This window comes from Treponema vincentii (assembly GCF_010365865.1).
Taxonomy (GTDB): domain Bacteria; phylum Spirochaetota; class Spirochaetia; order Treponematales; family Treponemataceae; genus Treponema.
The window spans coordinates 1,330,018-1,343,697 of the sequence record NZ_CP048020.1; the positions used below are offsets into that span (position 1 = coordinate 1,330,018).

The following is a 13,680-nucleotide window of genomic DNA, read 5'->3' on the forward strand; positions in this document are numbered from 1 at the left end:
CTTAACACTTTTCCGTCATCCGTGGCGGATTCCTACGGCAAGGGGAGATGGATAATTTTTAATTAAGATTTCAAGGGAACTATGGGGAACCTCTAAAAACCTCAGTTTTTAGAGGTTTTCCTTAGATTTAATTTGCGACGTTTAAACTTAAGTCATTATTGTATAAAGGCTTAAGTTTAAACTCGTCGGTCATCTCTAAAAGCTAACCGAGTTTTTAGAGATGACCTATGGTATAATAAAAGACGAGGAGGCTTACTATGCCTACAATGACTATGACACATAAAGCATATCGGGAATTGGAGCAGGCTGCGCAAATGAGCGGAGCAACCAAAGATACGGTTTTGGAAAATGCCCTAAGCCGCTACCTTGCCGAATTGCAAGAAGATGCTGAAGATGCTGCACTCGCCGAAAAGGCGTGGTTTGACTTTGAAAAAAGCGGGGAACCTGCAATCCCTGCTGAAGTTCTGTACAAAGAGCTTGGACTATAATTAAAATGAAAATTGAATACGCTCCGAAAGCAGGTAAACAGTTTTCAAGTCTTGATAAGCCGATACAAAACCGCATTAAAAGGTATATGAGCGAAATTGCCGCGCTCGGTAATCCACGCTCCCGCGGAAAAGCGCTTAGTTCAAACCTTGCTGGTCTATGACGCTACCGCGTGGGCGATTACCGCATTTTGTGCCGTATCCATGATGATAAATTGGTTATCACCGTCATCGAAATCGATCACCGGTCAACAGTGTATCGATGACCGGTCTCAGTAAAGAAGAAGTGGAAGCGATTAATTAATTGGTAATTGGTAATGGATAATTTAAGAAGAAACTTGTCAAGTATTAGTAGACACATTAAATTGATAATTGTTGGTAAGCTTCATTTGGTATTCGATAATTAATACTTGAATGAAGTCTTTCACTGTTATAATACAACTCTATATATTCGACTATCGTTGCTTTCGCCTGTTCAAATTTCATATGGCGAATACTCGGCATCTCTCGTTTCATGGTCTTCCAGAAACTTTCAATTGGCTGATTGTCTTGCGGAACTCCGGGTCTTGACATACTTTTGATAAAGCCTGCTTTCTCAATCAGCTCCGTTGTCTTTTTTGAGCAAAACTGGCTACCGCCATCAGTGTGCATATAGCGTTCAGCTGGTACATTCACATGGCGGCCGCAAGCCATTTTCAGAGCTTGATGTACAATAACTTCTCTCATATGTAATTGGATTGACCAACCAACAATCACCCTGCTTGCAACATCTATTATCCCACAAACATACACCTTGCCTCCTGTTATCTTAAATTCACTGATATCCGAACTCCAAAGCTTATTTACTTCCTTCACAGCAAATTTGTCCTTAATCACATTTTGTTTAATTATTTTTTCCTGTTGCACCATTTTGCTCCTTTTCCCTCGCCCTTTCTTTCTGCCTCCTTTCGCTATTAACCCGTTCTCTTTCATAATTCGAGCAATTTTCCATTCACTCACTTTGATATGCTCTCGCTCAAGCGCTTTTTTGATCCGTATCCGCCCATAATTTCCCTTATGTTTGGCAAATGTAGAAATGATACGCTGCTCAAGCTGTTTTTTCTTCTTTCTGCTCCTTTGCTTGCCTATAGTAGCTGCTACGCGATACGCCAAGTATCCGGCATACAGTGCTTATTTTTCTTTGAGAAAAATATTTTTTTGCTATTTTGACGCATTCGCTCACTTTTCCGCAAAGTATGCCGCTGCTTTTTTTAGTACTTCATTCTCCAGTTTTAAGTACTCGTTTTCCTTTTGCAGTTTCTTCAGTTGCGCATCTGCACTTCTTACTCGTCCTGAACCGACAAAAGCTTCCTGTCCATAGCTTTCATATTGGTTTAACCATTTGTATAAAAGCTGTACTCGTACACTCAATTTCTCTGCCACAATGCGCACGGGTATGTTTTTTTCAACAACCAGCTTACATGCCTGCTCTTTTAAATCTTTCGTATAATTCTTGTAAACACGTCCCATATATTCTCCATTTTACCTGTCTACTTTTATTATACAAGTTTCGAAAATTACACATTACAAATTACCAATTAACAATTAGTTATCGGGAGCATTGATGTATGAAGAAAAATTGTGTAAAGGCAGCGCTCTGTGCGCTGGTATTTTTGAGCGGTTCCGTTCTTTTTGCTCAAGAGGTTGAGGATGAACCTAAAAGAGAAAAAGACGGCCTTCATTGGTCTTTGGGTATTTCGGCGGAAGGGAATATGAATGTACCGAAGGGCTCTGCCTTGGGTGCAGGGCTGTACGGGATGTTTGTATTGCCTAATTGGGTTAAAACAGGCAGATTTTCAGCCGGTGTAAAGCTCTTGTATTCGACGGGATTTAAAAGCTACAGTCTTCTTGATACGGCTGTTTTGTTCCGCTGGAATTTTTATGATTTTGCAAAATTTAAAACCTGCGATTCAGGATTTTTTGTTCAGGCGGAAGGAGGCGTTTCCTTAGGCTGGAATGGAAAGACCGCAAAACCCTTTGTATTCGGTTTGGGAGAAGGAACATTCGGCTACCGCTTTGCAGTAAAAACCTTTTTTATCGAACCCTATATAAGAGGCGGCTATCCGGTAATCTGGGCTGCCGGAGTAAGCGGAGGATTTAGAATATGAAAAAAGATTGTTTTAGTTTTGGCGGTACTTTTAGTATTGGTTTCCGCTTGTAAAAACCCGTTTTTAAAGAAGATGCTGGTTGAAGAGGGGAAGGGAAACACTGTACCTGAAAAACCGCAGGCCCCCCCCTTTGTCGAAGGTGGCGCATCGCTCATCTTAAGCCCCAATAAGCTCGTCATCAGCGTTAAGGCAGTAACCTCGGACGGTTCCGCCGTAGCTGTAGAAGGCTGCACCGAAACGGAACTTACAAGCGGCACCGTTACCGTGCTGCACGCAAAAGGCACAAGGGTTATCCTTAAAGGCAAGATCACTGCGCTGGGCTGCGACAACAATCAGCTGACCGCACTTAATGTGCAGGGCTTAACTGCTTTGCAAGGGCTGGACTGCCACATCAATCAGCTCACCGCACTTAATGTGCAGGGCTTAACCGCCTTGCAAGGGCTGGACTGCTTGGGCAATCAGCTGACCGAACTTAATGTGCAAGGCTTAACTGCTTTGCAATATCTGTCCTGCGCCGGCAATCGGCTCACCGCACTTAACGTGCAGGGCTTAACCGCTTTGAAAAAGCTGTACTGCCACAACAATCAGTTTACCGCTCTTAATGTGCAGGGCTTAACCGCTTTGGAAGAGCTGTACTGCTATAACAATCAGCTTACAGCACTTAATGTGCAGGGCTTAACCGCTTTGAAAAAGCTGTACTGCCACAACAATCAGCTCACCGAACTTAATGTGCAGGGCTTAACCACTTTGCAAACGCTGAACTGCTGGGGCAATCAGTTTACATCCCTTAACGTGCAAGGCTGCACCGCTTTGAAAGATCTGCGCTGCTGGGGCAATCAGCTTACCGCTCTTAATGTGCAGGGCTTAACCACTTTGCAAACGCTGAACTGCTGGGGCAATCAGCTCACCGAACTTAATGTGCAGGGCTGTACCGCTTTGCAAAGTCTGGTGTGCGGCAGCAATCAGCTTACCGAACTTAATGTGCAGGGCTTAACCGCTTTGCGAACGCTACACTGCTACAACAATAAGCTCACCGCACAAGCCTTTACCAAACTCTTTGACGATTTACCGGCGCGGCAGGATAGTGATAAGGGGGAGTGTATTCTTTACACCGAAGAATCCGGCCTTAGCGAAGGCAATCACACAGACTTTAGCACACCTGAGGCACTGAAAACCGCCTTTAATAATGCTAAAAATAACAAGAAGTGGAAGATGTATAAGTGGAATGGAAGCTGGCTCGGGGTTGAGATTTAATGGAATGGGTAATTGGTAATGGGTAATTGGTAATGGGTAATTGGTAATGGGTAATTGTCGAATTGTCAATTACAAATTACACATTACCAATTACAAATTGATTACACATTACACATTATGAAGCGTCTCCCTTTCTTCCCTAAAAACCTCACCGCAAAAACGCAAAGAATTTTATATGGAAAGAATAGAACAATTTATTTTTAAATCCTATAATCTATGCTATAATGCAGTCAGTAAGAGGTATCCGCTATGACTACGGCAAATAGAAAATATAAAGATTCGGTATTTGTTGACCTATTCAGTGAAGATGAAAAGGCTAAAGAGAACTTTTTATCACTGTATAATGCCCTGCATGGTACAAACCTTCAACTTTCCTGTCCTGTAGAAAACATACGGCTTGATAACATTATGTATATGAACATCATCAACGATGTTTCTTGCCTTGTAGACAATAAGATTATCGTTCTTGCTGAACATCAATCTACCATAAACGAGAATATGCCATTACGCTTTTTGCAATATATAGCAAGATTGTATGAAAAGTTACAAGCACCGGCAGACAGGTATTTAAGAAAGCTATCAAAAATACCTACGCCGGAGTTCTACGTTTTTTACAATGGCATAGAAGACTACCCTGAAACTACAGTGTTAAAACTATCAGATGCCTTTATTACCAAACCTGAGCAGATGCCGTTAGACCTTGAGGTAAAGGTATATAACATAAACAAAAGCAAGGGAGCAGAAGTATTGAGCCATTGCAAAACCTTAGATGAATACAGTTTGTTTATTGAAGAGGTGCGCATCCAAACGCAACTCGACCCTGAAAACGGCTTTACCAATGCGGTAAAAATATGTATAGAAAAAGGAATCTTAAAAGAATACTTACAGCGAAAGTCACGGGAGGTGATCAATATGCTAATAGCCGAATATGATTATGACACAGATATTGCAGTACAGAGAGAAGAAGCAGGCAAAATAGCCTTTGCCAAAGGGATATCTCAAGGACTATCTCAAGGACTATCTCAAGGTTCTCGCCAAAAAGCGCTTGAAACAGCACGGTTGATGAAACAAGCGAATTGTGAAATCCCATTTATCGAAAAGATGACCGGTCTGAGCAAAGCGGAAGTAGAAGCGATTAAATAATTGGGAATTATGAATTAGTTATCGGGAGCATTGATGTATGAAGAAAAATTATGTAAAAACAGCACTCTGTGTGCCGGTGTTTTTATGGATTATGGGAGCTTCCGTTCTTTTTGCCCAAGAGGTGAATGAGGAACCTGCAGAACAAAAAGACGTTCTTCATTGGTCGGTGGGGCTTTCTGCGGAAGGGAATATGAACATGCCGAAAGGCTATGCCTTGGGCGCAGGGCTGTACGGGCTGTTTGTATTGCCTGATTGGGTTAAAACGGGCAGGTTTTCAGCCGGTGCAAAGCTCTTGTATTCGACGGGATTTAAAAGATACAGTCTTCTTGATACGGCTGTTTTGTTCCGCTGGAATTTTTATGATTTTGCAAAGTTTAAAACCTGCGATTCGGGCTTTTTTGTTCAGGCGGAAGGAGGCGTTTCCTTAGGCTGGAACGGAAAGAGCGCAAAACCCTTTGTATTCGGCTTGGGAGAAGGAACATTCGGTTACCGCTTTGCAGTAAAAACCTTTTTTATCGAACCGTATATAAGAGGCGGCTATCCGATAATCTGGGCTGCCGGAGTAAGCGGAGGATTTAGAATATGAAAAAGATTGTTTTAGTTTTGGCGGTACTTTTAGTATCGGTTTCCGCTTGTAAAAACCCGTTTTTAAAGGAGATGCTGGTTGAGGAGGAAAAGGGTGAAAGTTCTGCGGTTCCCAAACACACGGTAACTTTCAGCGTAGAAGGCACCGGCGGAACGCTTAAAGTAAAGGCGGACGGTGTAGAGGAAACGGCGAAGAGTCCCATAAGCATTGAACAGGGTAAAAAGGTAACTTTTACGGCAGAGCCTGCCGCAGGCTACATGATAAAAGAGTGGAAAGTAGACGGCATCGTTGTTACAGACAATACGGAAAATTCATATATCCATACCGTTACAAAAGCGGTTGACGTTAAAGTGAGCTTTGATGCCCCCTTTGTCGAAGGCGGCGCATCGCTCATCTTAAGCCCCGACAAGCTCGATATCAAAGTTAAGGTAACAACCGCCGACAGTGCCCCCATTACGGTGGAAGGCTGTGAAGAAACGGAGCTTACAAGCGGTGCCAAAACCGTGCTGCACGCAAAAGGCACAAGGGTTATCCTCAAAGGCAAGATCATCAAGCTGGGCTGCGACAATAATCAGCTCACCGCACTTAATGTACAGGGCTTAACCGCTTTGCAATATCTGAACTGCGGCTACAATCGGCTTACCGCTCTTAATGCGCAGGGCTTAACCGCTTTGCAAGAGCTGTCCTGCTACAGCAATCAGCTGACCGCACTTAATATGCAGGGCTTAACCGCTTTGAAAGAGCTGTACTGCTATAACAATCAGCTTACCGCACTTAATGTGCAGGGCTTAACCGCTTTGCAAAGGCTGCACTGCTATAACAATCAGCTTACCGCACTTAATATGCAGGGCTTAACCGCTTTGCAAACGCTGTACTGTCCGGACAATCAGCTGACCGCTCTTAATGTGCAGGGCTTAACCGCTTTGCAAACGCTGTACTGCTATAACAATCAGCTTACCGCACTTAATGTGCAGGGTTGCATCGCTCTGCACACGCTGACATGCTCTGGTAATCAGCTTACCGCACTTAATGTGCAGGGCTTAACCGCTTTGCAAAAGCTGCACTGCTATAACAATCAACTCACCGCACTTAATGCGCAGGGTTGTACCGCTTTGAGATGGCTGGTCTGCACTGACAATCAGCTTACCACACTTAATGTGCAGGGCTGTACCGCTTTGCAAGAGCTGAGGTGCTATAACAATCAGCTTACCGCACTTAATGTGCAGGGCTGTACCGCTTTGCAAGAGCTGAGCTGTGGCTACAATCAACTCACTACACTTAATATGCAGGGCTTAACCGCTTTGAAAGAGCTGTACTGCTATAACAATCAGCTTACCGCACTTAATGTGCAGGGCTGTACCGCTTTGAAAGGGCTGAGCTGCGGCTACAATCAACTCACTACACTTAATGTGCAAGGCTTAACTGCTTTGCGAACGCTACACTGCTACAACAATAAGCTCACCGCACAAGCCTTTACCAAACTCTTTGACGATTTACCGGCGCGGCAGGATAGTGATAAGGGGGAGTGTATTCTTTACACCGAAGAATCCGGCCTTAGCGAAGGCAATCACACAGACTTTAGCACACCTGAGGCACTGAAAACCGCCTTTAATAATGCTAAAAATAACAAGAAGTGGAAGATGTATAAGTGGAATGGAAGCTGGTCATGGGTTGAGATTTAATGGAATGGGTAATGGGTAATTGGTAATTATCAACCGCTTTTCCCGCCGACCGTCCATACGTTTTTGAAACATTCCGTATCGTAAGCATATTTTTACCTTCCATTTGTGCAAAATTTTATCTAAAATTTTGCACAATTTTTTTCAGAAAAAGGGCAAACGCATCAGAGAAATAGACAAAACTGCAGAATAAATAGGCTGTGAGACCATTTGAGCCGTGGAACGGCGAAACTCTGGTCGAATAGCCTGTTTATTCTGCAGGGCTGTTAAAAAAACAGTCTGATGCGGTTGCCCTGAGTTTTTACAGGTTTTTATCCATTTTGAAGCTGAGCTTTGAATAGTTAAATGATTCCAGCATCAGCTGCGCGATGAGGTCTTTGGTCTTTTTGATGACATAAGCGGCGGTCTTTTCGTTTTCCGCAGTGAGGAATTCGGTCAGTTTTTCTCCGGTCAGGGCTTTGCCTGCTTCGGTAACCTCATAAACTCGTTTGAATCCGTAGGTTTGCATCTCGTTCAGATAGGTGGTATTTGCGTCGCGGGACGTCGGATAGCGGCTTTCGGTCAGAAAACCGAGGATTTTAAACAGCCAATAGGCGTTTTCGAGCGAAACGGTCGCCGTCTTTTTTTTATAGATTTTCGGCGTGTCGTTGATGTTGGTAAAAAACGGCACATAGGGGGTAAAGGCGGTGGTACCGAATGCGAGCCACTGAATAGCGGCTATGCCTTCCGGTACGCCGGGACGCAGCTGAAGAATATGGGATTCCGCCGTGCGGGAAAGGGAGATTCCTCTGAACCGCGTTTTTTCATAGTCGGTTCCCGCCTTGCCGAGCGGATCGTAGACGGTTTCGTTGTAATGCGAACTCAAGATATACTGCACATCTTCTACCGAAATTAGCCTGTTCGCCTTTCGTATAAACGGGATATCGTTGGATACGGGGCTTTGCTCTATTTCGGGGTTCAGATATTTTTGTGCGAACCATGCGCGCGGCGTGTTGTACACACGGTCTTTCTCGGTTGAAGTGCCGAAAATATGCCGGAAATTAAAGCCTTCGCGGTCGGGATTGAGCTTATGCGCATCGGCAAATGCCTGAATGCCGTCCGCCCACATAAAATCACGTTCGTTTGAAAAATCGATGGTTTCGATACAGACCTGATTGGGCGCAACCGCATAGCAGTCATCGGGGATGCGCTGCGCGACCCAGTAATGTCCGCACGGGATTTCCATATACCACGCTTCATCCGCATCGGCAAAAAGGATCCCGTTGCCTTCCGCCGAACCGTATTGCGCAATCAATTTTCCTAAAAAGGCGACGCCTCCCCGCGCGGAATTGATAAACGGCGCTACGATGCTGTGGATGGCATCTTCTCCGATGCCGTCCGGCACGAGCGGATCGAATGCAAGCACACGCGGGTTGCCGTATACGCTTTCGGTTGAGCTGACGGCAATATTCTTTTCGTTGATACCCGCTTCACCGTATTCTCCTTCATCGCCCTTCAGCAGCTGAAATGCCTGAGGCGTAGAAGTGCAGCGCAGCGCCTTCTCCGGCAGCGCAACGGTAACACCGGTATTTTTCGACGTATAGGTACGGTTTTTGATCTCGCTTGCAGGCATCACGGTAAAAAGCTTAACTGAAATTGCTTCATGAAAGTCCTCGTTACGGGCAATCATTATCGAACCGTCAACTGAGGCATTTTTACCGACCAACACGGTGGTGCAAGATTGATGATGTGTGTTTTTCATATAATCGAATCTCCTATAAACCTTTTAGATTTAATGTGCGGGAAGTGCTTTTACTGCGCATCCCTAAGCGACTGACATGCATCGCAGAGTATACGCGTCAGGTATTCTTTATTCCGATAAAGCTCCGTCTCTCCCGAAGGACAGCATACGGGGTGTAGTGCGGTAAGTAGTTTACCAAGGGTATCGCGGTCGTATTCTTCACGGTTTTGCAGGCAAAGAATTTTCGGGTAATCGGTCGGCTCGGTATACTCCGTTTCCGAAGTGAGCGGCTCTTCCAACCGTTCTCCCGGCCGTACCCCGATAATTTCTATCGGTATGTCCTTCTCGGGTTCGTAGCCCATGTACCGTATCAGCTGACGGGCGGTTTCCAGAATATTGACCGGCTCGCCCATATCCAGTAAGTATGACTGCCCGTTGATGCCAACCCCGCCCGTTTGCAGTACCAGCGAACAGGCTTCCGGTATGGTCATAAAAAAAGCGCATCATATCGGGGGAGGTTACCGTTACGGGGCCTCCTTTTTTTACCTGCTCCACAAAGAGCGGAAAAATCGAGCCGCGCGAACCGAGTACGTTTCCGAACCGGACAAACATATAGGCATAGTCCGGACTACCGTATTTTTCTTTGACCCCGCGCGGCGGCATCAAGTACCATCTTCTCGTTGAGCATCTTCGATACCCCGTAAATCGATACGGGATTAACCGCCTTATCCGTCGAGATAAGTACAAAGCGTTTAACGCCGTTTTCGATACAGGCGTCGAGCAGGTTCTTAGTACCGAACACGTTGTTTTCGATGACGGCGACGGGGTTCGCTTCCATCAGTGGTACGTGCTTATAAGCCGCCGTATGAAAGACTGCATCGCAGCGGAGCTTCCCAATGATATACCGCATATACTCGCGGTCTTTCAGCTCGCCTACGATGGGCACGATCGTCGCCTTGTCGCCGACCCCTTCTTCCTGCAAGAGACGCAGTTCCTTATCGATCTGATAGATTGAGTTTTCCCCATGCCCGAATAGGTAGAGCCGCTCGGCGCCGCCTGAAAGGAGCTGCCGTGCAAGCTCGCTGCCGATAGAGCCGCCTGCACCGGTTATCAATACCCGCTTTCCGCGCAGATAGGCGAGGCTGTTCTTTAAACTGATTTTTATCGGCGTGCGTCCAAGCAGGTCTTGTGGATTTATCTCCCGTGCTTGTACAAGGTGCGCATTGCCGTCCACAATCTGCGAAATGCCGGGCAGTAATTTGATGGTGGTAAATCCTGCCTCTTTTACAATCGCATAAATTTCACGCAGCCGCTCTGCCTTTATGCTTGGAATGGCAATCAGCAGTTCATCGCGCGCCTCCACTCTGATAAGGCGGGCAACATCTTGAATCGGCCCAAGTACCGGTATCCCTTCAATCTTACTGCCGATTTTCTGCGGATCATCATCAAGGAACGCTGCGACGCGGCCGAATACGCCCTTTCGTTTTATCTCATGGGCAATCATGGTGCCTGCCAGCCCCGCCCCGATAATATAGACGGTCGGCTGTACTTTATTATTTGGAACTGTCATTTCTCCCTTCCAATTTATATGAACCGGAAGCTGCCGGTTCTATCACATCAAAAGCCAAATCGATGGGAAAGCTGTCGGTGTACATGTCGAGTAGTACCTTAGCCCGTTGCTTTCTTCTATCAACTTTGATAATTTTTCCTTCAAGCCCTTTGAGCGCTCCTTCGATAACGCATATCCGTGCATTCGCGTCAAAAAATACTTTAGACGGAGCGGTGATTTCTCCGAACGAAAGAAAATGGCGCAAAAGCGAGAGGTCGTTATCGGCAAGCGGCAGCGGATTTTGATTATTCGGCAAAAAATGATAAAAATTCGGTGTCTTACGGAGTCGCCAGCAAAGAGGAAGCGATAAGTCATCGATTTCTAAAAAGATATAGCCGGGAAATACCGGCGCATCAACTTTATGCCGTATACCTTTCTTTTTAATATACAGTACGCGGCGCGGAAAATAGGCTTCTATTTCATGATTTTCTTCATTTAATTTCCGTATTATTTTTAACAGCTCCGGTTCCTTGCCCGTTTTTACCTGCACTGCGTAATAATCCATACAATTTTCATTTTAACATAAAAAGAAAAAAAGCTCCACGGGATATAAGTCAGGTGGTGTGTGGACTCTAGGACAAGAGCCGAAAAATCTGCTATAATCCGCTATGCGGTTACAGCTTGATTGTGGGAAAGGGCATATAATAGAAACCGATTTACCGGCTTTTATCATGGGGATTGTCAATACAACCCCCGATTCGTTTTATGAACCGAGCCGTTCAACAAGTTTGGAAAAAAGCTTGATACGGGCATTAGCTTTAGAAGCGGAAGGCGCCGATATTATCGATATCGGAGGTGAATCGACTCGTCCCGGCGCTTCCTATATCAGTGAAGAAGAAGAACTTGAACGGGTCATACCGTTAATTGAAGCTGTACGGGGGCGCAGTACTGTTGCCATTTCGGTAGATACCCGGAAAGCAGCGGTTATGAAGGCCGCTTTTAAGGCTGGAGCAACACTGTGTAACGATATTTCGGCTTTAATCGATGATCCGGCACTCGGTACGCTGATTGCGGAAGAAGCCGGTGCGGTGGTTCTTATGCACAAACGGGGAACACCGCCGACCATGCAGCAAAATGTTCCGCAATACCGCAATGTAGTAACGGAAGTGCGGGACTATCTTGAAGCACGGGTGGCGCATGCTTTAAACTGCGGAATAGCGCATGAGCGTATCATTATCGACTATGGTATCGGCTTTGGGAAAACGGCTGAAGATAATTACCGGCTGATTGCGGCAAGCGCATACTTTACCGGCTTAGGATACCCGCTGCTAGTAGGCCTTTCGCGGAAGTCGTTTATCGGCTACGTTACCGGAGAACCTCCCGAAAAGCGCCTTGCAGGAACGCTTGCCGCAACGATGTATGCGGTGCAGCAAGGAGCTTCTATCGTACGGGCACACGATGTTGCCGAAACACGAGAACTATTACTGGTGTTAAAGGAATTGCAAAAATATGGAACTACTTAGGGATATGTTGTCATTCTATCTTTCCTATATCGGGCCGGCACTGGATATACTCCTTCTCGCGTTCCTGATGTATAAGTCATATCAGATACTGATTAAAACGCAGGCAGCACAGCTCGGGAAGGGTGCCTTATTGATGCTCCTTATTTACGCAGTTGCATTCCTACTGCACCTTACGACGCTGCTTTGGATATTGAACATGCTCGCAACCGGAGTTGTTATCGGTGCAGCGATTATCTTTCAACCCGAACTGCGGAGAATGTTCCTGACGATGGGACAAAACGATTGGTTCAGACGTTCCCGATCTCAACACAGCCATATCGACTACGTGTTAACCGCCGCCGAACGCCTTTCTGCAGAGCGCCGCGGAATGCTGGTCATATTTTTAAGGCAGAATAATTTAAAAGAGATTATCGAAAACCCCTCTGCAACCCGAATCAATGCGGAGATTAGCTCAAATCTTCTTGTTACCATTTTTGAATTTGACACTCCGTTGCATGACGGAGCAGTCGTTATCGATAACGGGCGGATTATTGCGGCGGGCTGCTATCTGCCGCTTACCAAGCAAGAGGATATCAACAAGAGCTTTGGGACACGGCACCGTGCGGCGCTTGGTATTGCCGAAGAAACCGATGCGGTTGTGCTCATCGTGTCCGAAGAATCGGGGGCAATCAGCCTCGCGTACGATTCAAAGCTGTATTACGACCTTACCACGGACAATATCGAATCGGAGCTGACCTATCTGCTCAAAGTCAAGGCAAAGACCCAAAACATCGAGACATCCGAAGGAAGCGCTTCATGAATATAAAACAAATATTACTCCGGCTTACCGAAAATTGGCCGGCTAAAATTATCTGTCTTGTCTTTGCCGTTTTCCTTTCGGAATTTTATCGCGGAACTCTATTGGATAAACGATATCTCATTGTACCGCTTACGATTGAAAATAACGGCCTCCTCACACCTGCGGAACAATATCCCGCAAAGATAAAGGTTAGCATTTGGGGCGATGCAATCGGAATCGGTTCCATCGATGAAAATGATATTATTGCTTTTATCAATATATCCGATTTTAAAACCGAAGGGACGTATCGAATACCGATCAAAACTCGGTTGGCGGGGACGGTAACGCCGCTCGGCAATATGGAAATTAGTACGGAACCGGCAATTTTAACGCTTCGATTGGCGACAAGTATACGCAAACAGGTGCCCGTTACGCTTTCTTTAAAAGGGATCCCAGCCGACGGATATGAGGTAACCGAAAGTTCGCTGGAACCGGCAGCTGTTGAAATTGAATGTCCTGCCGAACTCGTTGAAAAAATCAACGAACTTGTGACTGAGCCGCTTTCGATAGAAGCGCGTACGAGCGGTTTTTCGGGAACAGCCGCCATCATCAACAACAACCCGTTAATTTCTATCGTCGGTAAGGCACAGGTACAACATACGGTAAAAAATAAACGAAACAACTATCCAAAAAAAATTTGATAACATCCCTCTTTATTTTGAAAAACAAAACAAAGGACTATCGATAACTGCTGATACAAAAACCGGTAGCTTGGAAGTACAGGGACCAAAAAAACTGCTGGAAACATGGAGCCCT

At 45.6% G+C, this 13,680-nt stretch carries 13 protein-coding genes and 2 pseudogenes; 10 read left to right on the top strand and 5 right to left on the bottom strand.

Annotation, left to right across the window (positions count from 1 at the left end; genetic code table 11):
• Positions 1 to 257 precede the first annotated feature (257 nt).
• Complete coding sequence (locus GWP43_RS06225; RefSeq protein WP_162663440.1) at positions 258 to 488, top strand: hypothetical protein; 231 nt, start codon at positions 258 to 260, stop codon at positions 486 to 488.
• A 5-nt stretch (positions 489 to 493) separates the two neighbouring features.
• Positions 494 to 751: pseudogene (locus tag GWP43_RS06230) on the top strand (type II toxin-antitoxin system RelE family toxin).
• Positions 752 to 845: 94 nt separating this feature from the next.
• Here GWP43_RS06230 and GWP43_RS06235 read toward each other — a convergent pair.
• Complete coding sequence (locus GWP43_RS06235; RefSeq protein WP_162663441.1) at positions 846 to 1,637, bottom strand: IS3 family transposase; 792 nt, start codon at positions 1,635 to 1,637, stop codon at positions 846 to 848.
• A gap of 66 nt (positions 1,638 to 1,703) precedes the next feature.
• Entirely contained in the window at positions 1,704 to 1,994 is a 291-nt protein-coding gene (locus GWP43_RS06240; protein ID WP_162663442.1) for a transposase, read from the bottom strand.
• 98 nt (positions 1,995 to 2,092) lie between these two features.
• On the opposite strand from GWP43_RS06240, the gene GWP43_RS06245 reads away from it, so the two are divergent.
• The 5 genes from GWP43_RS06245 to GWP43_RS06265 all read left to right on the top strand — a co-directional run bounded on the left by GWP43_RS06245 (position 2,093) and on the right by GWP43_RS06265 (position 7,297).
• Entirely contained in the window at positions 2,093 to 2,632 is a 540-nt protein-coding gene (locus GWP43_RS06245; RefSeq protein ID WP_162663443.1) for a hypothetical protein, read from the top strand.
• A gap of 18 nt (positions 2,633 to 2,650) precedes the next feature.
• Positions 2,651 to 3,886 carry a leucine-rich repeat domain-containing protein gene (locus tag GWP43_RS06250; RefSeq protein ID WP_230978108.1) on the top strand — a complete coding sequence of 412 codons (1,236 nt, stop codon included), beginning with the start codon at positions 2,651 to 2,653 and terminating at the stop codon, positions 3,884 to 3,886.
• 249 nt (positions 3,887 to 4,135) lie between these two features.
• A complete protein-coding gene (locus GWP43_RS06255) occupies positions 4,136 to 5,029 on the top strand; it encodes an Rpn family recombination-promoting nuclease/putative transposase (protein ID WP_162663444.1) in 894 nt (297 codons plus the stop codon).
• Positions 5,030 to 5,066: 37 nt separating this feature from the next.
• Positions 5,067 to 5,615: a hypothetical protein gene (locus GWP43_RS06260; RefSeq protein WP_162663445.1), complete on the top strand. Its 549-nt coding sequence runs from the start codon at positions 5,067 to 5,069 to the stop codon at positions 5,613 to 5,615.
• On the top strand, positions 5,612 to 7,297 hold the full coding sequence (locus tag GWP43_RS06265) for a leucine-rich repeat domain-containing protein (protein ID WP_162663446.1): 1,686 nt from the start codon (positions 5,612 to 5,614) through the stop codon (positions 7,295 to 7,297). Before GWP43_RS06260 ends, GWP43_RS06265 begins: the two co-directional genes overlap by 4 nt.
• 298 nt (positions 7,298 to 7,595) lie before the next feature.
• On the opposite strand, the gene GWP43_RS06270 is transcribed toward GWP43_RS06265, so the two are convergent.
• The 3 genes and pseudogenes from GWP43_RS06270 to loaP form a co-directional block, all read right to left on the bottom strand.
• The gene (locus GWP43_RS06270) at positions 7,596 to 9,035 is read right to left on the bottom strand and encodes a C69 family dipeptidase (RefSeq protein ID WP_162663447.1); all 1,440 of its coding nucleotides are present in this window, start codon (positions 9,033 to 9,035) and stop codon (positions 7,596 to 7,598) included.
• Between the two features lie 50 nt (positions 9,036 to 9,085).
• Positions 9,086 to 10,584, bottom strand: a pseudogene (locus GWP43_RS15420) (polysaccharide biosynthesis protein).
• Positions 10,568 to 11,128 carry an antiterminator LoaP gene (loaP, locus tag GWP43_RS06280; RefSeq protein WP_162663448.1) on the bottom strand — a complete coding sequence of 187 codons (561 nt, stop codon included), beginning with the start codon at positions 11,126 to 11,128 and terminating at the stop codon, positions 10,568 to 10,570. The pseudogene GWP43_RS15420 and the gene loaP overlap by 17 nt, the downstream one beginning before the upstream one ends.
• A 103-nt stretch (positions 11,129 to 11,231) precedes the next feature.
• Here loaP and folP point away from each other — a divergent pair, with 103 nt between their 5' ends.
• The 3 genes from folP to GWP43_RS06295 are packed head-to-tail and all read left to right on the top strand — an operon-like array spanning position 11,232 to position 13,565.
• Positions 11,232 to 12,086, top strand: coding sequence for a dihydropteroate synthase (gene folP / locus GWP43_RS06285; protein ID WP_162663449.1), 855 nt, complete (start codon positions 11,232 to 11,234; stop codon positions 12,084 to 12,086).
• The gene (cdaA, locus tag GWP43_RS06290; protein WP_162663450.1) at positions 12,073 to 12,885 is read left to right on the top strand and encodes a diadenylate cyclase CdaA; all 813 of its coding nucleotides are present in this window, start codon (positions 12,073 to 12,075) and stop codon (positions 12,883 to 12,885) included. The genes folP and cdaA overlap by 14 nt, the downstream gene beginning before the upstream one ends.
• On the top strand, positions 12,882 to 13,565 hold the full coding sequence (locus GWP43_RS06295; protein ID WP_230978109.1) for a CdaR family protein: 684 nt from the start codon (positions 12,882 to 12,884) through the stop codon (positions 13,563 to 13,565). The genes cdaA and GWP43_RS06295 overlap by 4 nt, the downstream gene beginning before the upstream one ends.
• Positions 13,566 to 13,680: the final 115 nt, after the last annotated feature.

Coding starts and splice junctions, on each gene's coding strand:
- GWP43_RS06265 (WP_162663446.1), top strand. CDS start 5,612: ATGAAAAAGATTGTTTTAGTTTTGGCGGTACTTTTAGTATCGGTTTCC.
- cdaA (WP_162663450.1), top strand. CDS start 12,073: ATGGAACTACTTAGGGATATGTTGTCATTCTATCTTTCCTATATCGGG.
- GWP43_RS06295 (WP_230978109.1), top strand. CDS start 12,882: ATGAATATAAAACAAATATTACTCCGGCTTACCGAAAATTGGCCGGCT.
- GWP43_RS06255 (WP_162663444.1), top strand. CDS start 4,136: ATGACTACGGCAAATAGAAAATATAAAGATTCGGTATTTGTTGACCTA.
- GWP43_RS06270 (WP_162663447.1), bottom strand. CDS start 9,035: ATGAAAAACACACATCATCAATCTTGCACCACCGTGTTGGTCGGTAAA.
- GWP43_RS06240 (WP_162663442.1), bottom strand. CDS start 1,994: ATGGGACGTGTTTACAAGAATTATACGAAAGATTTAAAAGAGCAGGCA.
- folP (WP_162663449.1), top strand. CDS start 11,232: ATGCGGTTACAGCTTGATTGTGGGAAAGGGCATATAATAGAAACCGAT.
- loaP (WP_162663448.1), bottom strand. CDS start 11,128: ATGGATTATTACGCAGTGCAGGTAAAAACGGGCAAGGAACCGGAGCTG.
- GWP43_RS06225 (WP_162663440.1), top strand. CDS start 258: ATGCCTACAATGACTATGACACATAAAGCATATCGGGAATTGGAGCAG.
- GWP43_RS06245 (WP_162663443.1), top strand. CDS start 2,093: ATGAAGAAAAATTGTGTAAAGGCAGCGCTCTGTGCGCTGGTATTTTTG.
- GWP43_RS06260 (WP_162663445.1), top strand. CDS start 5,067: ATGAAGAAAAATTATGTAAAAACAGCACTCTGTGTGCCGGTGTTTTTA.